Source organism: Dysgonomonas sp. HDW5A (genome assembly GCF_011299555.1).
GTDB lineage: Bacteria > Bacteroidota > Bacteroidia > Bacteroidales > Dysgonomonadaceae > Dysgonomonas_A.
The window spans coordinates 848,707-868,979 of the sequence record NZ_CP049857.1 but is presented as its reverse complement, the minus strand read 5'-3'; the positions used below and the strand labels follow the sequence as shown (position 1 = coordinate 868,979).

At 36.6% G+C, this 20,273-nt stretch carries 17 protein-coding genes and 1 pseudogene; 7 read left to right on the top strand and 11 right to left on the bottom strand.

Annotated features, from left to right (window positions below):
- Positions 1-2 precede the first annotated feature (2 nt).
- The 4 genes from G7050_RS03585 to G7050_RS03570 form a co-directional block, all read right to left on the bottom strand.
- Positions 3-1,562 (bottom strand): aldolase catalytic domain-containing protein, encoded by a 1,560-nt coding sequence (locus G7050_RS03585; protein ID WP_166111305.1) that lies wholly within the window; start codon positions 1,560-1,562, stop codon positions 3-5.
- A complete protein-coding gene (locus tag G7050_RS03580; RefSeq protein WP_166111302.1) occupies positions 1,559-2,809 on the bottom strand; it encodes a hypothetical protein in 1,251 nt (416 codons plus the stop codon). The genes G7050_RS03585 and G7050_RS03580 overlap by 4 nt, the downstream gene beginning before the upstream one ends.
- Positions 2,810-2,948: 139 nt before the next feature.
- The gene (locus G7050_RS03575) at positions 2,949-4,211 is read right to left on the bottom strand and encodes a metallophosphoesterase (RefSeq protein ID WP_166111299.1); all 1,263 of its coding nucleotides are present in this window, start codon (positions 4,209-4,211) and stop codon (positions 2,949-2,951) included.
- Between the two features lie 7 nt (positions 4,212-4,218).
- Complete coding sequence (locus G7050_RS03570) at positions 4,219-4,458, bottom strand: hypothetical protein (RefSeq protein WP_166111296.1); 240 nt, start codon at positions 4,456-4,458, stop codon at positions 4,219-4,221.
- 195 nt (positions 4,459-4,653) lie between these two features.
- On the opposite strand from G7050_RS03570, the gene G7050_RS03565 reads away from it, so the two are divergent.
- Positions 4,654-6,204, top strand: a complete 1,551-nt coding sequence (locus G7050_RS03565; protein ID WP_166111293.1) for a glycoside hydrolase family 10 protein — start codon at positions 4,654-4,656, stop codon at positions 6,202-6,204.
- 127 nt (positions 6,205-6,331) lie between these two features.
- Positions 6,332-7,489, top strand: a pseudogene (locus tag G7050_RS03560) (class I SAM-dependent RNA methyltransferase); the annotation flags it as partial.
- Between the two features lie 49 nt (positions 7,490-7,538).
- Here G7050_RS03560 and G7050_RS03555 read toward each other — a convergent pair.
- Both G7050_RS03555 and G7050_RS03550 read right to left on the bottom strand, forming a co-directional pair.
- Positions 7,539-8,444 (bottom strand): sugar phosphate nucleotidyltransferase, encoded by a 906-nt coding sequence (locus G7050_RS03555; RefSeq protein WP_166111290.1) that lies wholly within the window; start codon positions 8,442-8,444, stop codon positions 7,539-7,541.
- Between the two features lie 63 nt (positions 8,445-8,507).
- Positions 8,508-10,631, bottom strand: coding sequence for a Tex family protein (locus tag G7050_RS03550; protein WP_166111287.1), 2,124 nt, complete (start codon positions 10,629-10,631; stop codon positions 8,508-8,510).
- Between the two features lie 846 nt (positions 10,632-11,477).
- Between G7050_RS03550 and fldA the strand changes: the two genes are divergently transcribed.
- On the top strand, positions 11,478-11,978 hold the full coding sequence (gene fldA, locus G7050_RS03545) for a flavodoxin FldA (RefSeq protein ID WP_166111284.1): 501 nt from the start codon (positions 11,478-11,480) through the stop codon (positions 11,976-11,978).
- 47 nt (positions 11,979-12,025) lie between these two features.
- Positions 12,026-12,367, top strand: a complete 342-nt coding sequence (locus G7050_RS03540) for a DUF2023 family protein (protein ID WP_166111281.1) — start codon at positions 12,026-12,028, stop codon at positions 12,365-12,367.
- Between the two features lie 86 nt (positions 12,368-12,453).
- Here G7050_RS03540 and G7050_RS03535 read toward each other — a convergent pair whose 3' ends face one another.
- The 3 genes from G7050_RS03535 to G7050_RS03525 all read right to left on the bottom strand — a co-directional run bounded on the left by G7050_RS03535 (position 12,454) and on the right by G7050_RS03525 (position 14,538).
- Positions 12,454-12,669 (bottom strand): hypothetical protein, encoded by a 216-nt coding sequence (locus tag G7050_RS03535; RefSeq protein WP_166111278.1) that lies wholly within the window; start codon positions 12,667-12,669, stop codon positions 12,454-12,456.
- A gap of 158 nt (positions 12,670-12,827) precedes the next feature.
- The gene (locus tag G7050_RS03530; protein WP_166111275.1) at positions 12,828-13,409 is read right to left on the bottom strand and encodes a hypothetical protein; all 582 of its coding nucleotides are present in this window, start codon (positions 13,407-13,409) and stop codon (positions 12,828-12,830) included.
- 418 nt (positions 13,410-13,827) lie between these two features.
- Complete coding sequence (locus tag G7050_RS03525; protein ID WP_166111272.1) at positions 13,828-14,538, bottom strand: hypothetical protein; 711 nt, start codon at positions 14,536-14,538, stop codon at positions 13,828-13,830.
- 330 nt (positions 14,539-14,868) lie between these two features.
- Between G7050_RS03525 and G7050_RS03520 the strand changes: the two genes are divergently transcribed.
- The 3 genes from G7050_RS03520 to G7050_RS03510 all read left to right on the top strand — a co-directional run bounded on the left by G7050_RS03520 (position 14,869) and on the right by G7050_RS03510 (position 17,533).
- Positions 14,869-15,921 carry a CDP-glycerol glycerophosphotransferase family protein gene (locus G7050_RS03520; RefSeq protein WP_166111269.1) on the top strand — a complete coding sequence of 351 codons (1,053 nt, stop codon included), beginning with the start codon at positions 14,869-14,871 and terminating at the stop codon, positions 15,919-15,921.
- Between the two features lie 649 nt (positions 15,922-16,570).
- Positions 16,571-17,104, top strand: coding sequence for a TetR/AcrR family transcriptional regulator (locus G7050_RS03515; RefSeq protein WP_166111266.1), 534 nt, complete (start codon positions 16,571-16,573; stop codon positions 17,102-17,104).
- Positions 17,105-17,176: 72 nt separating this feature from the next.
- Positions 17,177-17,533, top strand: coding sequence for a hypothetical protein (locus G7050_RS03510; protein ID WP_166111263.1), 357 nt, complete (start codon positions 17,177-17,179; stop codon positions 17,531-17,533).
- A 331-nt stretch (positions 17,534-17,864) separates the two neighbouring features.
- Here G7050_RS03510 and G7050_RS03505 read toward each other — a convergent pair whose 3' ends face one another.
- Together G7050_RS03505 and G7050_RS03500 are read right to left on the bottom strand one after the other, a co-directional pair.
- Complete coding sequence (locus G7050_RS03505; protein ID WP_166111260.1) at positions 17,865-18,992, bottom strand: TlpA disulfide reductase family protein; 1,128 nt, start codon at positions 18,990-18,992, stop codon at positions 17,865-17,867.
- A 122-nt stretch (positions 18,993-19,114) separates the two neighbouring features.
- On the bottom strand, positions 19,115-20,218 hold the full coding sequence (locus tag G7050_RS03500) for a TlpA disulfide reductase family protein (protein ID WP_166111257.1): 1,104 nt from the start codon (positions 20,216-20,218) through the stop codon (positions 19,115-19,117).
- Positions 20,219-20,273: the final 55 nt, after the last annotated feature.

Below are 20,273 nucleotides of genomic sequence, written 5' to 3'. Positions count from 1 at the left end.
AATTAGTCAATTAACAATCTATATACTGATAAATTTTTCACCCCTTGATATTTGGTTGCTGTTATGGTAGCTATTTCTATATCGGGTCTCGTCTTCACTATTTGTGAAAGAAGGTATTCGTTTTCAGATGTAAGTATTCGTTCATTTTCATTTATCAAACCGTCGTATCCATCATAGCCTGCAATATAAATATCTTTTGCCGCGAGTTCTATGGCTGTTTGCAATGCCAAAGCCGTATGTGAATCCTTATAAAGAGTAGAGAAAGTCACTTCTTTCAACTCAAAACTTTTGTCAACTAATTGTTGAGGAATGTAAGTTCCCATCTTACGTGGATAAGAGGGGAGAACGCACGAAATTTTATTAAGATCGAAGTTCGCAAATACTTTCTCTAAACGGTGTCCCTCGTTTCCTACCAGACAGAAAAACTGAGGAATATCTATATCATTATAATAACCTGCATTTTTACTGCTGGCATGTATAATACAAACCTTTTTATCAGCTTGTTTTTTTATCAGTTGTTTAATTGCTGTTGCACAAGTTGCACCGCTAGGACCTCCACCAACTATAAGAGCAATGTCGAAATGTGATTTTTCGGCATTGAAGATAGGTAGTTTCAGATTATCACCCTTTTTATCCTTCATATTGTGTAGAGCTTGCAAAATACTATTGATCGAGTAGAATCGGCGAGTTACCCAATCCATTACATCTTTTTGAGGAAGTGAGTTGAACCCCGAAACCATATAAGGTAGATTGGTTCCCCAACTGTATTTTTCTTTCAAGCGTTCAAAATCTGCAACTGTTGTGCTTAGGCTGTTGAAATCTAGTGCTACACCTTCTTTCGAAGATAGGTAGGACAGCAGTAGTTCAGTTTTCATATTACCTGCACCTCGTCCCATTCCCGTAATGGTCGTATCTATAATTTCACAACCCGCTTTTATGGCAGCCAATGTATTGGCAAAAGCCAATTCAGTATTGTTATGTCCGTGAAATCCTATTTTGCATTGAAGCACCGTTCTAAGATGTCGGGTAATGGTTTCGACTTCTTCGGGAAATATACCTCCGTAAGAATCAACCATAGAGAAACTGTCCACTTTACCATTAAGGTTGGCTACTTCGGTCATGAAATCGGGATATTCGGTCATCCATTTAGAAACATACATGACATTGAAGCCCATTTCGAAGCCCATCGCTTTGATGCGTGCTGCGGTTTCTCCTGCACGTTTTATGTTGGCAGGGTCAGCAGCCATCCGTACAACATCTATTACGCCTTTGCACGAAGATAGGAGCTTATCCAGATCTTCGGGTTTCACTTCTTTTTCGTTCAGCATAATACCTATTTTTTTAGTAGGCATTTGCTGACGTGCATATTCTAATATATAGTCGGGACAATAGTTGTACTCTCCCTTGTAACCATCGTGAACTAAAGATCTGTATCCGATTTCAACGTATGAAACAGGTAGTTTTTCCATTGCCTGAAAATAATTGAGAGTCAGGTTTCCGTCAAAATCCCAATTTGTATAATATCCCCCGTCTCTAAGGGTACAATCTACTATATCTATCATGTCAATTCCGGATTAAATACATACTTAATAATATCTTTCATTTCCTGTCTTACTTCCGTTTCGGGTTTCTCGCTAAACTCTTTTAGTTTGGATTCAAATTCCGATAAGTTTACAAATTTATCATCCATACCGATAAACTCTTCGTTCTCAGATTCAGACCATCGTAACGAAATTTTGCCCAATGCTAACGACTCATAATAAGCGGTTGTATTGACGGCAATGGTAAAGTTGACCATGTCTGATCGCAAAACCTCCTGTACGGAATGTTCCCGCCCGAGAAAAATCATATTGTCGGAAATACTGGCAAATGATTTATGCTCCACATCCATCAAAAAGGGATGCTTTTTTATATAGTACAATATTTTGTTGTTATGTTTCTTATTAAACTCTTTTAATAGCAAAAGTAACTTTTCATTGGAGGGTATGTAGATAGCACGACCCAATAAAACGAGGCATTTGGTGAAAGATTGGTCTACGTGCTCAATCGTTAAATCCTTGTATTTCGGATTCCCTATTAATATCAGTCTCGATTGGTCTATTCCTTTTGAAGTCAGATAATCGACAGTAGATTGTCCCCAACACAAAAGTTTGTCGGCAATCATATTGTCGAAGTTGATGTAGTCGAAAGGTATAATCAATTTGAAATCGCAGAAAATACCGTGCTGCATAGAGATGGTTTCTATTCCCCTGTTTTTGAAATAAAGGGTAAGCAAGCTTTCTTCTTTATAGGCTGCATTGAAACAAATATATCTTTTTATGTTTTCGGGACATGAGGTTTTTTCGAGTGCATGTATTTGGTTAAACAGTTTCGTAATCAAGCCAACCAGAAATAGTTTGGTCATAAAAGACTCCTTGATTGAGCGTTTGAAAATGAGCTTAGTTGCCTTAAGTAGATGTCTGATGTAAGAGAAACTCAGAAATGAAACTTTCTTATTAGGCAGCCCTGAAAGTTTAACAATTGATGAATCGGGATAAATCGCTTTTACCGAATTAGCCAGATCTTTATAGTCGTCCCTGTCGATAAGGAACGATATTACTGAATTAGATTTACTATCAAGTACTTTGCCTAGATCGGTAATCTGAGTTCCGATATAAAATTCTTTGAAGACATCTCGTGCCGAAATAGCATCGTCACTAAACAGGAATGTAAAATAACCCGGAACCAAATGCTTAACATTATACCCTTTGTAGGTGTAATTTAACTTTTCGAGTAAAGATTTGTACCGATTATAATACCTTTTATCCATGTAAATAGTGAATGTTTTTATAGCAATAAGCGTTAAACTTTACTTATTGATTAGCAAAGTTAATCAATTCACATTATAGAACGATATATCTTGAACAATTTTAGTAATCAGCAGATTATTTGTGCGTACTGCAATGTCCTTAGAATGTTATTTTTACATTGTTATCAGCAGGGTAAAAATCCAGTTCGATATTGTCTATCGGCACAGGAACAGACGAGTCGAGTTCCTGAGACAACTGTTTCATTGTTTTTTTTAACTCTTCGTCCACTATCTCATCTCCGGCTAGATGCATGACAAATATTCTGCCGATCATGTCAGTCATTAGCGATAATGTTGAATCAGGTAACTTCATCCCCATAGATTTAAGCTTATTCATAGCTATATATCGCCCGCGTTCTTGCATGATTGCTTTATTGTCTTCCGCCAAATTGGGATTATTAGGTATTGCATTTACATTTTTCGTGGAAATCGTCATTCCTTTTCTGTCCAATTCAACAAAGCGGTAAGGAAACGGATAAGCACAAAGCGAACCGGTTTCTATATCGTAGATTTTATTGCCTCGTGGCGATCTGTATTCGGTGATATCATTAGCATGGAAGTGTCCCGTAAAAATGGCTTTCATGCCTGAATCTGCAAAAAGGGGAGCAAGCCTCTGCCAGTCATTAATGACGTAATCTTTGAAAAACGTTGCCTGAAACATAATGTGCTCTACCAAGCCATGGTGCATCATGCCTATTACCTGAATGTCATTTTGTTCGGCTTCGTTCATTACACCCATAATCCATTGCTCGGTTTCTCTAGGTATCTGTCCCGAAGAAATGGTTGATGTAGTATATTCTTTATAGCGGCAACCGTCGATAGCTAGCAGCCAAGTCTTGTCATTCAGTTGGGCTACATAGCTTAGTGATGCAGTATCTCGTTTGAGTGCTCTGTTGTAGCCGCAATCTGCGTATATGTGCCTAAACTGCATGGGAGTTACATTTTCAGTCGGATATGTTTTATCTCCTTCATATTTCAGCGGACGAGGTACATTCACATCGTGATTTCCGGGTATTACAAATACCTTTATCCCTTTGTCAATAAGAGGTTGCAGTTTTTTTACAAAATCGATGTGGCTCTGTCTTTCACCGTCTTTGGTCATATCCCCCGGAATAAGCAATACCTCTATGTCGCTATTGAGATAATCGGCTAATACCTGGTCTAAAATCTGGGGTACATCCGATATGGCTTTTCCGCTTGTATTTACTGCATTTTGAATAGCTGAACCTCTATCCATCAATTGTTCCGATAGATAATGGGGATCGCTCATTACTCCGATTTTGATTTTTTCGGATTCCTGTGCACAAGACGTAAAACTCCATCCGAAGAAGAGTACTATGTATAGGATTATATTGTATCTCATTCTTTTGTCAGTAAGTGATATATGTATTTTGTAGCATTTCAGAACTTCGTTGCTTCGTTTTTTCGTAGATCAGGTATCCGCAAATACTCAGTACTATAGAGAGGATGAGCATATATGCACCTCTTTCTATTAGTTTTCTTCTACGCTGATATATACCAAAGGCAAGTACTATAACTCCTATAACAGATAGGGCGATTAAAATATATCGGGCAATGATTATTATCTCGGAAATTTGTTCAGGCATCATAATCTATGAAATTGTAATGTTCGAATTTTACAAAAGTAAGAAAAGTGATATAATATATATCGTAAAAATTATAAATTAGCCTTATAATGAAGGTTAAGATTTAGATTATCTTTTGTTTACTGCTCAAAAGCTTTAGTCTTCGCATTAATTATTCTATTTTTGCAAAACAAAATTAAAAATCATCAATAATAAGTAATGAAAAGGTATTTCAGATATCAATATCTATTGACTATTTTGCTAATAGGGCTTATCCTGTCTTCTTGTGGAAGTAAGAAGCCTCAGCTTAGTTATACAGATCTTCAATATCCTAAAAGAGAATTTAGAGGAGCATGGATTCAAACCGCTTGGCAGGGACAGTATAAGACGATGAATAGTGCCCAGATGAAGGCCTATTTTAGTAATATGCTCGATAAATTTCAGTCAGCAGGCATCAATGCTGTCATTTTTCAGGTTCGTCCGCAGGCAGATGCGTTTTATTATTCAGAACTTGAACCTTGGAGCAGTTTCCTGACAGGAACTCAGGGTAAGCCGATGGCCGACGGATTCGATCCGCTCACTTTTCTGGTGGACGAATGCCATAAACGTAATATGGAACTACATGCATGGTTAAATCCTTATCGTGTATCACTTTCCGAAAATCAGGTCTTAACTAAGAATCATATTTATTATCAATATCCCGATCGTTTTGTGAAATACGGAACTCAGATTTTCTTCGACCCAGGTATACCAGCCAATAGAGAGTTTATTTGTAAGGTGGTAAAAGATATTGTAAAACGCTATAATGTGGATGCAATACATATGGATGATTATTTTTATCCATATCCTATTGCCGGAAAACCGTTTCCCGATGATAGAAGTTTTGCAACCTATGGTGCAGCTCAGGGATTCGATCAGGCACATCGTGACGACTGGCGTCGTAATAACGTGAATTCTCTGATTAAAGAGATTAAAGAGACCATTATAGTAACTAAGCCTTGGGTACGTTTCGGTATAAGCCCGTTCGGTATATATCGTAACAAAAGAAGTACTCCTAATGGTACGGGAAGTAATACGACCGGATTGCAGAACTACGATGATTTATATGCCGATGTAAAGTTGTGGGTTAAGAATGGTTGGATAGATTATAATATGCCTCAAATCTATTGGGAGATAGGACACAAAGCAGCCGATTACTCAACCCTTATCGAATGGTGGGCAAACAATAATTTCGAGCAACCTTTGTATATCGGTCAAGACATAAAAAGGACTATGGATGCTGTGATGCCTTCGGGAGATAATCAATTATCAGAAAAGATGAGACTCTCGAGAAGTTACAAAACGGTAAACGGTAACTGCTTCTGGTATGGTCAGAATCTGATGGATAATTACCGAGGTATTACCGATAACCTGAAATCGAACTATCATAAATACCCATCGCTTATTCCCGCTTATACACATATGTATAAAGGAAGTCCCAAGAAGGTGAAAAATGTAAAAGAAAAGTACACCGAAGCTGCTCACCTTTTAGTTTGGGATAGGGATGGAGAACAAGGCGATCCTCTTGCAGCCACTTATTTTGTTGTGTATCGATTTGCACAAGGGCAAAAAGAGAATTTGGAGGATGCCCGTAATATTGTAGGTGTCACGCGTGATACGAAATATTCTCTGCCTTACGAAGGAGGCAAAACGAAATATAAATATGTTGTGACGGCAGTAGATGCTTTTCATAACGAGTCGAAAGGCGTTGCTAAAAAGTTATCATTGTAACGGTGCAGGGGGCAGACCTATGTGTCTGCCCTATGCCGAGTGAACACATAGGTTTACTCTTACAGTGAAGAAAATTGAAGTTACTTAAAAATAGAAATAGAATTAGATGAGTAGGAATACTTTTGAGATGGTTGCTAAAACAATGTCGGGGCTCGAAGAAGTCTTGGCAGAAGAATTAACCGCTTTAGGAGCTGATAATCTTCAGATCGGGCGGCGAATGGTTTCGTTTACAGGCGATCAGATGTTAATGTACAAGGCAAATATACATTGTCGTACAGCTTTGCGAATATTGAAGCCTTTGTTCAAGTTCAAAGCAAAAGATGCCGACGAGGTATATGAAGAAATAAAGAAATTTAAATGGGATGAGTATATGTCCGAGAAAAACACCTTCGTAATAGATGAAGTGGTTTACTCGTCGTTGTTTACACATTCTAAATTTGTGGCTTATCGCTCGAAGGATGCGATTGCTGATTATTTTCTGGCAAAAACAGGCAAACGCCCATCGGTAAGTATTACCAATCCCGATATATTTGTTAATGTACATATCTCGGAAAATCAATGTACGGTATCATTGGATAGCTCTGGAGAATCGTTACACAAAAGAGGATACCGTATAGCTCAAACCGAAGCCCCCTTGAATGAAGTGCTGGCTGCAGGGATGATTTTAAAGACAGGATGGAGAGGCGAATGTGATTTTGTTGATCCCATGTGTGGATCAGGAACTTTACTTATCGAAGCTGCCATGATTGCCATGAATATTCCTCCCGGTATATATCGTCCCGGTTTTGCCTTCGAGAAATGGCCTGATTTTAATCAAGACCTTTTTGATACAATTTATCAGGATGATAGTAACGAGAGAGAATTTAAACATAAAATCTACGGCTCGGACATTTTGAAAAGTGCGATTGCTATTTCAACCGAAAATGTGAAAAGTGCAGGAGTAGCCAAATACATAGAGCTTAAAGCGATGCCTTTTCAGCAATATAAAGAAGCTCCTTCCGAAAAAGGTATTCTGATAACTAACCCTCCTTATGGTGAGCGTATCAAATCGAATGACCTGTTCGGGATGTATGAAATGATCGGAGAGCGATTGAAACACGTATTCACCGGATATACCGCATGGATATTGAGTTATCGCAAAGACTGCTTCGATAAAATAGGACTAAGACCCTCCAAAAAGATTCCACTGATAAATGGTTCTTTGGAATGTGAATTTCGCAGGTACGATCTGTTCGCAGGTAAAAAATACGATAAGAGAAATAGAGAAGAACAACAAGATCAAGAATAAAAAAAGAGAGGTGAAAACCTCTCTTTTTATTTTATATAAATATCTCTTATTTCCAAAGTGGAGTAGGGTATTCACCGCTATCAGCTAACGCCTGAAGTTTGTCTACAACAGATTGACGATCTTCGGCATATGTTACACCAAACCATTTCGAAGTAGTATCTAATACTTTTACATCAGCAGTTTTGTTCTTGATTAAATGATCTACCATAAGAGGTATGAAATATTCGGATTTCAGGTTATCCTGATTCTTCTTCAAGAAGTCCACAAAGAAGTCTTCCGAATATTGGAAGTACTCAGGAGTAAATCCCCACATATTCATAGATACAGGCGTATTTTCTTCCAATACATGCCATTCGTTTTCACCCTCTTTATATTGGATTTTACCGTCTTTACGCTCAATGTGAGTACGTTCGGTAACAGTAGTCAAGAAACCTTTGTCATCACTTTCACAAACGCCGCGTGCAACTGATCCGCTTTCCGAAAGTGTATTGCATAAACGATATCCTACCATGCAGTAATGATTTTTGCTTCCTTCGAGATTTGTAAGGAATTTAGCCAGAGTTTCAAAACCATCACGACCGTAAAAATCATCGGCATTGATTACTGCAAAAGGCTCTTTAATAACATCTTTACCCATCAACACTGCGTGATTAGTACCCCAAGGTTTAACACGCTCAGGGCTAACCGTGAAGCCTTCGGGAAGATTGTCGAGTTCTTGAAATACGATTTCAACGGGAATATGTTTGTTGTATTTAGATGCAACTTTGTCTACGAACTCTTTTTCGAAAGATTTACGGATAACAAATACCAATTTGCCGAATCCGCTTTTTACCGCATCATAGATCGAATAATCCATGATTGTTTCGCCACTAGGACCCAATCCGTCTAATTGTTTAAGACCACCGTAACGGCTGCCCATACCGGCAGCAAGCACAAATAATGTAGGTTTCATTCTGATGTATTTTATATTGTAATATTATAAGGTTTATAACGTCAAAGTTAAGTTTTTATTTCTTTAGTTTATTCCTTTCATTGATAAAGCTACACGTTTTCTATCCGTATCAACCGAGATCACTTTCACCTGAACATATTGGTGCAGTGATACAATCTCTGTAGGATCAGAAACAAATCGATCAGCCAATTCAGAAATATGTACCAATCCGTTTTCTTTAATACCGACATCCACAAAGCACCCAAAGTTGGTAACATTAGTCACAATACCGGGCAGAATCATTCCTTCTCTTAAATCCGCAATGGATTTAATTGTCGGGTCAAACTCAAACGCCTGAATACTTTTTCGGGGATCACGTCCGGGTTTGTCCAATTCTTCTATAATATCGTTCAGAGTAGGTAGTCCCACTTTGTCATTCACGTATTTATTCAGATTGAGGTTCTTTTTCAGTTCTTTATTTTCGATCAACTCTTTTACACTACAACCTAAATCTTTAGCCATAGTTTCTACTACGACATAACTTTCGGGGTGAACCGCCGAATTATCTAGAGGGTTATCCCCATCGGCAATACGTAAAAATCCTGCACATTGCTCAAAAGCCTTTTCACCCATTCGAGGAACTTTCAGTAACTGCTTACGGGTTCTGAATGCTCCGTTCTCCGCCCTGTAATTTACAATATTTTGGGCTAGGGTGGGACCCAATCCCGATATGTAAGTCAGCAAATGTTTACTAGCCGTATTCACATTTACCCCGACCATATTTACACAGCTTTCGACAGTCAAATCCAATGATTTTTTCAGCTTTGTTTGGTCTACATCGTGTTGATATTGACCGACCCCAATTGATTTTGGATCTATTTTTACCAATTCGGCTAAAGGATCCATCAAACGGCGACCTATTGAGACTGCTCCACGTACAGTGACATCATATTCGGGGAATTCTTCCCTTGCAATTTTTGATGCAGAATAAATAGATGCCCCGTTCTCGCTGACAACAAATACTTGTACCTCTTTTTCGTATCGGATATTTGTTATGAAATGTTCCGTTTCACGGCTTGCAGTTCCATTACCAATGGCAATAGCATCTATTTTGTAGGTAGATACCATTTTAGAAATCTTACCGGCTGCTTTAGAAGATTCGTTTTGAGGTGGGTGAGGATATATGGTTTCGTTGTGAAGCAAATTTCCCTGTGCATCCAGGCAAACGACTTTACAACCGGTTCTGTATCCGGGATCTATACCCAATACACGCTTTTGTCCGAGAGGAGCTGCAAGAAGTAATTGTCTTAGGTTTTCAACAAATACGCGTATTGCCTCTTCGTCTGCAATGTCTTTTGACAGGGTGGCAAACTCAGTTTCTATCGAAGGCTTCAATAATCGTTTGTAAGCATCTTTTACCGCTAATTCTACATATTCCGATGCTTCGGTTACACCCTTTACAAATTTGCGGTTGAGGCGTTCCAAAGCATCTTCTTCTACGGGTGCAATATTGATTCGTAAAAAGCCTTCGGCTTCGCCACGTCTCATGGCAAGAATGCGGTGAGAGGAGCAACGGCTCAATCGTTCTTCCATATCGAAATAATCTCTGTATTTATCACCTTCAGCTTCTTTTCCTTTAACTACTTTGGAGGTGATAAATGCCTCCCGCTGAAAAAGGTTACGGATGGTGTTACGAGCAGCCTCATCTTCACTTACCCATTCTGCAATTATATCGCAAGCTCCATTGATAGCTTCTTTCGTATCTTGTACATCACCTTTTACAAAAGCAAGAGCTTTCGATTCTACATCAAATTTTTGTTGTAGCATCAAGGCCTGTGCTAATCCCTCCAACCCTTTCTTACGGGCTATTTCAGCACGAGTTTGTCGTTTGGGTTTGTAGGGTAGGTAAATATCTTCGAGTTCAGTTGAATTCCAGCAGTTTTCTATTCTCGATTTCAGTTCGGGTGTTAGTTTCTCCTGTTCTTCAATTGTTTTTAAGATAGTCTCTTTCCGTTTGGTGAGTTCGATCAGTTTATCGTATTGTTCTTTGATGTTGGCAATCTGAACCTCGTCTAAACCTCCGGTAGCTTCCTTTCGGTAACGGCTGATAAACGGAATAGTAGCTCCATCGTTCAGTAAGGCTATAGTTTTTTCTATTTGGCTCTCTCTGATATTCAGAGCCGATGATATTAGCTTGTTAATGGTCATATCGAATTTACATATTTGAAGTGACAAAAGAATTACAAAAGATGACAAAAATGCCTTACAAATTATCTAATTTACTGCAATTTTTGTGTTTTCTTAAAGGTTTGATATTTAGTGAATAGCGAAAAAAAACATGACAAACATTACAAAAGTGACAACTTTTTCGAGCCTTTTCTTATGTCACTTTAAATACTGTCATAATACTTTCTTTTATAGATAAAACGTTCAATTAAATTGTCTTTTCTACGCGCAATCAGAGATTGCTTGTATTTCTTTTGCCCAAAGCCGCAAAAGGAATCAAAAAGGCTTTGTGTTGCGTGGCTCGCCTGTCTGACTTTAGCTTGCAGGCTAAACTAAACCTACTGCCTATCGGCACGTTTAGTTTTACGCCGATTTAGCTTGTCAGTCAACGGCTACGCCCCTGATGCACTGGAGCTGACGCCTGCAAATGGCTATTGTCCGGCAGGCTTCCCGACCTTGGCGTTTGCACGGGGTACCCGCAGGATGAAGAAAGCGTTAAGAAACAAAAGGATTCAACGATAAATGTTTTTATTTTGTTTTAGCTTTCGAGTCCGTAACGGGTCGGGCAAAAGGCACAGTCTTGATCTTTTGTTTCGTTTTGCATCAAGGCAAAATGAAAAACAAACCCATAGGGTGCGTTAGTAAAATTAAACATTTAAACAAAACAAAGTAATTATTGATTGGTATAACTCATATCATATAACTACTTATAATGAGTAAATTATCAAAATATCCCTATTTCAAGGTATTGTGTATACCTTAAAACCCTGCTTTCTTTGTATTATTCAAAATCAATACAATTAATTCTAAATACAAAAGAATAAAGACATGGCAAAGATAGGCATATACTATGGTTCTACAACCGGTAACACTCAAGATTTAGCAGAACGTTTAGCAAAAGCATTGGATGTAGCATTAGCAGATGTATATGATGTAGCATCGGCTTCGGCAGACTTTAGTGCTTATGATGTGGTTCTGTTTGGAACATCAACAATGGGGATGGGAGACTTTCAGGACGATTGGGAATCTTATATCGACGATGTCAAAAATGCTGATCTTAACGGTAAGAAAGTCGCTTTATTCGGTTGTGGAGACTCTTCTTCATACAGCGATACTTTTGGTGATGCTTTAGGGAAAATTTACGAAGTAATAAAAAATAAAGGCTGTGAGATAATAGGTAGAGTATCTATTGAAGGATACACATTCGACAGCTCGGAAGCAATCGTTGACGGGCAATTTGTAGGATTACTTATCGATGAGGATAATGAATCGAATCTCACAGATCAACGTGTTGCTTTGTGGTTAGAAGATTTAAGAAAAGTAATTTAAAAGGTTTACGACTTTAATATAAGTTTCTTACATTAGAATTCTCCATTATGCTAGTTTTCAATCATCATATTTACGAATTCAAAAAAGGAGTCAGAGACATGGTACTCTGTACGCTTTCAGGGAAACTGGAGGAAAAAGTAAAGGCTAAGCTCGAAAGGAATGAGATTAGCTATATGATACAGAAATTGAGAAACGGGAATATTAATGTCTTTTTTGGCAAGAAAGAGTGTCTGGTTGTAGTGGACAAGCTATGTAAAGATAAATCTTTAGACCAACTATCGGCAGAGGAAGATTTTATGATCGGTACTTTGTTGGGGTATAGTGTAAGTGAGCAATGCAGACGTTATTGCAAAAGGAAAAAAGAAACAAACGTCATATTCAGTTTATAGTGAATCATTTCTATTGATAGTTTTTTAGTTGATCATTAAATGCCCTAAGCTGTGATAGCTTGGGGCATTATATTACTGTATTTCATTTATTCCAATTTATTCTCCCTGCCTGTTTCTAGCTTTTGTATTTTCTCTCCTTGTTCCTTTAATACTTTATTCAACTCTATTGTATACAAAGTTAGCTCCTCTATTTTCTGCAATAATTTAGCTTGCATTTCACCTAAACTTACTCCATTTTCTTTTACTTCTTTTTCAGATGGAATATCCGGTAAATGTTTGTGTTCAATGATATGATTTTCCACTTCTTGAAGCGTTGGTAGCTTATAATCTTTATCGAATACGAAGTCAGACCAGGGTCAAGCCTCTACTTTTACTTCAGTCGCACGGATGGTGCCAGCTACATCAAGTTTGTTTTGTGGGTTATCTGTTCCAATACCTACATTGCCAGTAGAAGTAATACCTAGACGACATTGTGCGGCTGTGAAAATTTAATGCCTCCATGTCCACTGTGCCATAATGTTGGGGCTCCCGTTTGCCAAGAATCATATACCCATTTCATGGCATAGTTTCCCATTTTTTTTTGATCATATGTAAAAGTATCATTATATACATATGTTAGCTCTCCACCGGATAATTTTATGTTACTTCCAACATTGATATTCTGTGTAACTCCTAAGCTTCCGTCAATGCTCTGATCTCCATTTTCAATAAGAACTTTCGACCATTTACCTTCTCCCAACTCATTTGTACTCCTGATATACATAGCAGGCCAACTGTTAGATCTGTTTATGCCGAATGCAATCTGTCCTCCCCAATGATATGGCTTAGATAATAAGCTTTTATTGATAGAGTGAGCAATATTTATACCCCAGAATAAATCATAATCTTTATTAGGTATATTTGTAGAATTAGATCTTGCTGATTCGTAAAATCCAGAATACCTTAGAGTATTCCAGTCCATAGTGGTTAAGGTAGAGATCTCTTGAGAAAATAGTAGATTGGTGATACCTAAATAAAGGATTAAAAAGAAAGTCTTTTTCATACAATATGTTTTGTGTTGTTAATAAAGCCTAAAAGTAAGAATAAAACTTGAGATATAAGGTTTGGAGAGAGATTCCGTTGTCAGTTCCACCTTACTATACTTTCTTGAAAGGAAGCATATATAATTCTGCCAGAACAAAATACTACGGGATACAGTTTCGGTTCGAAATATAAGTTTTAGTATGCGTTTTGTTTTGGCTTATTTACATATTAAAGGAGTTTGTTAGTGTATAAATAGCCAGTATGTGTAAGACTTTTAATTCTATTTATGAGTAAAATACAATGCCCTAAGTTATCATAGCTTGGGGCATTATATTTTTATAAGTAACAGTAAATATTTAATGTCGTATTTTAAAGTTGTAACTGCCAATCGCTGTTATACTCGGATGGACAATAAATAGGTCTGAGGCTTTAGTTTCTTATATAGGTAAGAAATTTTCTCCAAGAGTCGACTCATTCATCGAAGCATATGAATAATGTTTGGGTAAGAACCACGAAACATATCCCATAATTCCATTAAATTGATCCCTGTCTTTAAACTTATCGGGAGTAAGATTGAAGACCAGTTGCTGAGAAAACTCTTCTCCCTTAGGTCGGTTTAATAAAGCTATTTTTGCATCATTGATTTGAAGACTCTCGAAGAACAGTCGTAAAATCCTTCTCGTATGCTCAGGTATAATATATTCTGAAGGTTGACCTACCAATACCTTTTCTTCGCTTTCTAAAACTTCATCGGCTTTCTGCATATCCCAGTTGTTGGATTGCGTGTAAAATTCATTCCTGAGGTGAAAATTTACAATATCTCCATAAGAAAATACCCAGTCAGGATTTCCTTTTTCCGGATTTATAACAACACCTAATCCCTGCTCTAAAAGAAAATCATGAATCATATTATTGATTACATAGCATTGAAAAGGTTTATTCGGTTCAGGTGTATTTAGTACAAAATAAGGAAAGCCATCAGGACCGCTAATTACCTGAGGGTCGCTACATACAAAACTGGCATCGGCAACATTTGCCAGAAATGTTTCTCTCCATACTTCGTCTCGTAATTCTCCCTTTACTTTAAATAATTCTGTCAAAATTTCAGTTTTTTTCAAATCACCGTAGTAAGGCTCTTTTTCTGTCATAAAAGTGTTCGTATATATGTATAATGAAGGTCGTAGACCTTGTTTAAATTTCGGATATCAGATATATAATAAGTAACTTTAATTATTTATTGTTATGTTTTATATGATAACTGATTGTTGTTTTAAGTAAAAGAAAATATTTAATGACTCATTTTAAAAGCATAACAACCTGTCGCTGTTTTACTTGCCAAAGCAATAAATAGTTCTGCGAACTTAATACTTATCCAATCAATAAAAAGTACTGATACCTTAGCTCATGAGACTATTCTCATATTTTCAGCTAAAAGTATATCTTTGTTGTATAATATGAAAGCTTAAGAGCCACATTTGATGAAAAAATATTTGCTTTTTGTTTCTCATTCTTATGCCTATTCTATTCTTCGCCCTATTCAAGAAGAAATATGGAGAAGAGGCGATGATGTAGCATGGTATATTGAAGACTCATCCCCTCTGTTTCTTAGAGAGAATGAAAAACAGCTGAAGACAATAAAAGATGTGATGGATTATAATCCTTATGCAATTTTTGCACCGGGTAATTATATTTACGATTTCTTTCCCGGAATAAAAGTTGAAGTTTTTCATGGGTTATATTATAAGCGAACCGATTATGGAGATCATTATAAAATCCGAGGGTTCTTTGATATTTATTGCACTACAAGTGGCTTGTTTACACCCACTTTCAAAGAATTAGAAGCTAAACATCGTTTCTTCAAGGTATACGAAACGGGTTGGAGTAAATTCGACAGCTATACAATACCTAAATCGGATGATGTAGACAATGGCGTAAATATTATATATGCTCCGACTTTTACTAAGAAATTAAATTCAACGGAGGATCTCTATCCCCAGATAGTCTCTCTTATTCAGCAAAAGAATTGGAATTGGTTTTTTTCCTTTCATCCTAAAATGGATAACGAGACAAGCGATAGATACAGGGATTTAGCTGAAACATATAGTAATGTAACTTTTTGTGATACAGAAGACAAACTGCCTTTGTATCAGAAAGCAGATGTTATGCTAAGTGATACATCGTCTGTTATCTACGAATTTTTATGGTTCTACAAACCTGTTGTTACTTATAAGAATACATTTCCGGCTAATCATCTTCTGGATATTGACAATCCCGAAATATTAGGTGATACCATTGAAAAAGCACTTCAGCATCCTGCTGATTTAATGGAGAATATCAAGCAATTTATGGATCAGGTTCATCCATTCCGAGATGGAAAAGCATCAGTGAGGATACTTGATGCTGTGGATGATTTTGCAGCAAACTATAAGGGCAAAATAAAAAAGAAGCCATTGAATCTTTTCAGAAAACTAAAATTAAGAAAAAAAGCAGGTTATTTTCCGTTCGGATCACGTTACAAAGCAATAAATTAAAGCTATTACAATGAAAAGGAAAAATACAATATTTGCAACAGTTTTCTCTTTGTTTATTATCCTATTGATATCATTCTTTTCTTATTAATGCGAATCAGTAGTTGATCTGTTTAATGTCCAATTATTCTAACGCACCCTATTGGGTTTGTTTTTCATTTTGTCTTGATACAAAACGAAACAAAAGATCAAGACTGAGCCTCTTTGCCCGACCCGCTACGGACTCGAAAGCTAAAACAAAAGAAAACATTTATTGTTGATATCCTTTTGTTTCTTAACGCTTTCTTCATCCTACGGGTACCCCGTGCAAACGCCAAGGTCGAGGAGCCTTACGGACAAAAGCCATTTGTAGGCGTCAGCCCAGTGCATCAGAGGCACAGCCGTTGGCTGACAAGCGAAGCAGGCGTAAAACTAAACGTGCCGATAGGCAATAAGTTTAGTTTAGCCCGCAAGCTAAAGTCAGGCAGGCGAGCCACGCAACACAAAGCCTTTTTGATTCCTTTTGGGGCTTTGGGCAAAAGGAATACAAGCAATCTTCGATTGCGCGTAGAAGAATAATTTAATAGAACATATAATCCCAACTACTGATTGGCATTAGTTAATTATATGTAAGTAAAATATTCTATATATTTGTTGCAGTAATTATAATTTCATGGTAGATACTAAAGAACTTTGGATAAAAACAGGATATGATATTTTTGCAAAAAGCGGTATAACCGGATTAAAAATCGAAAGGTTGGCGAAAAAAATCGGAATCAGTAAATCATCATTTTATCATCATTTTGTTGATCTTGATTTGTTTATTCAATATTTGCTTGAATTTCATATTTCACAGTCGTATATCATTGCGAAGAAGGAGGTTAAAGCCCAAAATATTGATCCTGATTTGATAGATATATTAGTCGAGCATAAGGTTGATTTACTTTTTAATCGTCAGTTACGAATAAATAGAGAACAAAAAAAATATTCTGATACCCTCACCAAGTCAAGTTTAATAATAGGAAATGCTTTTACAATGCGTTGGGTAAAAGACATGGAACTAAGATTAAATGAGAAGCAATTAGAGGCAATTTTTGAACTTGCTCTAGAAAACTTTTATCTGCAAGCGACAGTCGAAAGCATAAATCATAAATGGCTTTTGAGTTATTTCGCATATTTAAAGAGAGTTATTGGAAGTTTTGTGTAGTGTGTTTGTACGGTAGCGTCTAAAATAATCAGATCTTTCCATATATATTTGCATAAACTTTTAAAAAAAAATATGCAACCCAAAGGAAAAAACAATCAGATCTTACTGAAAGCATTACTGGCTATTCAAACATTAGTCCTGCTAATTTATACAATCATTGTTAATTTGAATGATGGTGGAAACTTTGCTAAAGTCTTTTTTGAAAATGTCGTTTCAATAAATTGGAATGGTCAATTCAGCCTTGATTTCCATTGTTATCTACTTTTGTCTATGCTATGGATAATGTGGCGAAACAGATTCTCTATTTCATCAATCATAATGGGAATTGCAGCTAATATTCTTGGTATTATAGTTTTTGCTCCCTATCTCATCTATTTGATAACAAAAGAAAAAGGAGATTTAAAAAAAGTATTAGTTGGAGATCGTTAAAATCCTACTAAGACAAAGTTTTTCGTTTTATGAAATATATAAAAATCATAATTCCCCAAAAGATAACGTTACCAATATTAGAGTTTATATCAAATAAAACAAATAATTTGAAATTTTATTATAACTGACTCTTAATCATTGATTTTAATGATCATAATATGCAATATTTATTGAATGACAAAATAAATTGAATCTAGTAATTATGCTCACAAATTTATATTTCCGATATAAATGGAAATATAATTAACTAAGAAATATAAATATAATATAAAAAAGAGAAGCGCTGCAGAGAACATAATCTGCAGCGCTTTTTGGATATTTGAGTTTTTACTTACTTTAATAACTCAGCTAGTTTTTCAGATAACTGATCACCTCTAAGATCTTTGGCTATAATCTTCCCGTCTTTATCTAAAAGTACTGTGTGAGGGATACTATTAACGGCATAAGCTGCACCAAGTTCGGTTTTCCATCCTTTCAAATCCGATATTTGAGGCCATGTAATATTAAGATCTTTGATCCCTTTCTCCCATGCTGCCTTATCATCGTCTAAAGATACACCTACAATTTCGAAACCTTTATTCTTATATTTCTTATACGCTTCTACTACCAGAGGCATTTCCTTACGACAAGGAGGACACCATGATGCCCAGAAATCAACAAGTACATACTTCCCTTTTCCGGCGTAATCGGACAATGAAACTTCTTTGCCATCAGGAGTAGTTCCTTTTATATCTACAAATTGTTTTCCGATTTCAGTTCCTTCAAGAGCTTCCAATCGTTTCTCCAATTTTAAAATTCGAGGATTCGTTTTAGTCTTGGGATCAAGAGCCGGCAATAATTCCTTTAGTTGAGCAGCATCAAAAGAAACACCTCTGTCTATAAGTACATATACCCCAAGAGGATTTGTGATATTGGCTTTAGTAAAGTCAAACACTTCTTTTTTCATTCCATTATACAAGGAGTCGTATTTATCATCTAATTGTTTCTCATATTCAGGCGTAAGAGTTCCTGCATTTTCGGCATCTTTGCTTAGTTTAGATAATGCACGAAGATCATCCGATATTTTATTTCTCTTATTAGAGAATTCCTGATATTTATCGTTCAGGGCAGTACCCTTAACTGTAGCCACAAATGCTGTATCAAAAGAAACATCAATGTTTCCGCTTTCAATTGCAATCAGTACAGGTTTTGATAAACCTTCTGCCGAGATAAAGCGAAGCATAGGACTGTCTTCTGCCAAACCTTTAAATACAAAAGTTCCGTTTTGTACTGTTGCAGTATCAACAGATACAAATTCTCCTGTATTTTCATCTATTGCCTGTAAATATACCAACAAGCTGTCGGATCCACCACCTGATAAGTTACCTGTAAGAGTATACTCCTTAGGTGTGGGTTTTCCTGTGCATGCAACCATCAATATAACAATGGTTGCAGCGAGTAGAGACAAAATCTTTTTCATTAATATTACGTGATTAATAAATTAAGTAACTAAAAGTAATTAATTATATATTGTATGAATATAAACAGTTCTATTTATTACACTAACCAAAGTAATAAATAGAACTGTGAGCTTAATATCGTTTATTTCAATAATTCGCTAAGCTTATTCTCAAGTTCTTGTCCTCTCAGGTTTTCGGCTACAATTGTACCGTCCTTGTCAATTAATACCGTGTAAGGAATACTTGTTACATTGTATGGAGCACTCAATTGGCTTTCCCAACCTTTAAGATCAGACATTTGAGGCCAAGCCATATTCAGATTTTTGATTGCAGCAGTCCACTTGCTCTTATCATCATCTAAAGATATACCAACAATTTCGAAGCCTTTGCTTTTGTACTTTTGGTAAGCAGCCACTACGTTAGGCATCTCTTTGATACAAGGCCCGCACCAAGAAGCCCAAAAGTCAACAAGAACAACTTTGCCTTTTCCTGCATATTCTGATATAGAGATTGTTTTTCCATCAGGAGTTGTACCTGTAATATCAATGAATTTTTTACCAATAAAGCTACCTTGTTGTGCTTGAGGTTGATCATCCAGACCTAACAGATTGTTGATCAGTTTTTGATATTCAGGACTTGCTAGTTTTAATAAGTCTTGAACCTGATTGTCATCAAAAAGGTCGATAAACGAAACCAAATAAAATTCACCTATTCTATTGGATATATTTTCTTTAACGAAATCATATCCGATTGTACTCATTTCCTTTTGTAGACCCTGCATCTCGTCTATATAGCCTTGACGTTCGTTTGGATCAGTAACTTGAGCGGCCTTCGCATCTGCAGTTTCCATCTTTTTAGCAACGACTGCCAGTTTGTCGAAAAATGCCTGACTCTTTTCATTTAAAGGTGTTCCTTTTACTTTAGGTACACTATCTATATACATTTCGATATTCCCTTTTTCGTAAACAAAAGGTATTCCGTTTGGAGTTCCCGCAGCAGCTTCCTTAACTACGATGTAAGCAACACCCACTTCAGTAGAGTCGTTAAGTTCGAAGCTAAATGCACCGTCTTTTACTATAGTAGAATCTACCGGTTGAAAAGGAGCATTAAAATCTTTCATCGTCAACAGATAAACTTGCTTCCCGTCGTTGTCCGCATTTGCAAATTTACCATTCAGCTGACTTTTCTGCGAACATGCTGATAACAAAAGTGCTATGGCAGGCAGTAAGTATAGGAATCTTTTCATGTTAATTGTTTTTTATTTTTAAAATTGTGAAATTCTTGATTTTTTGTTGGTTGAG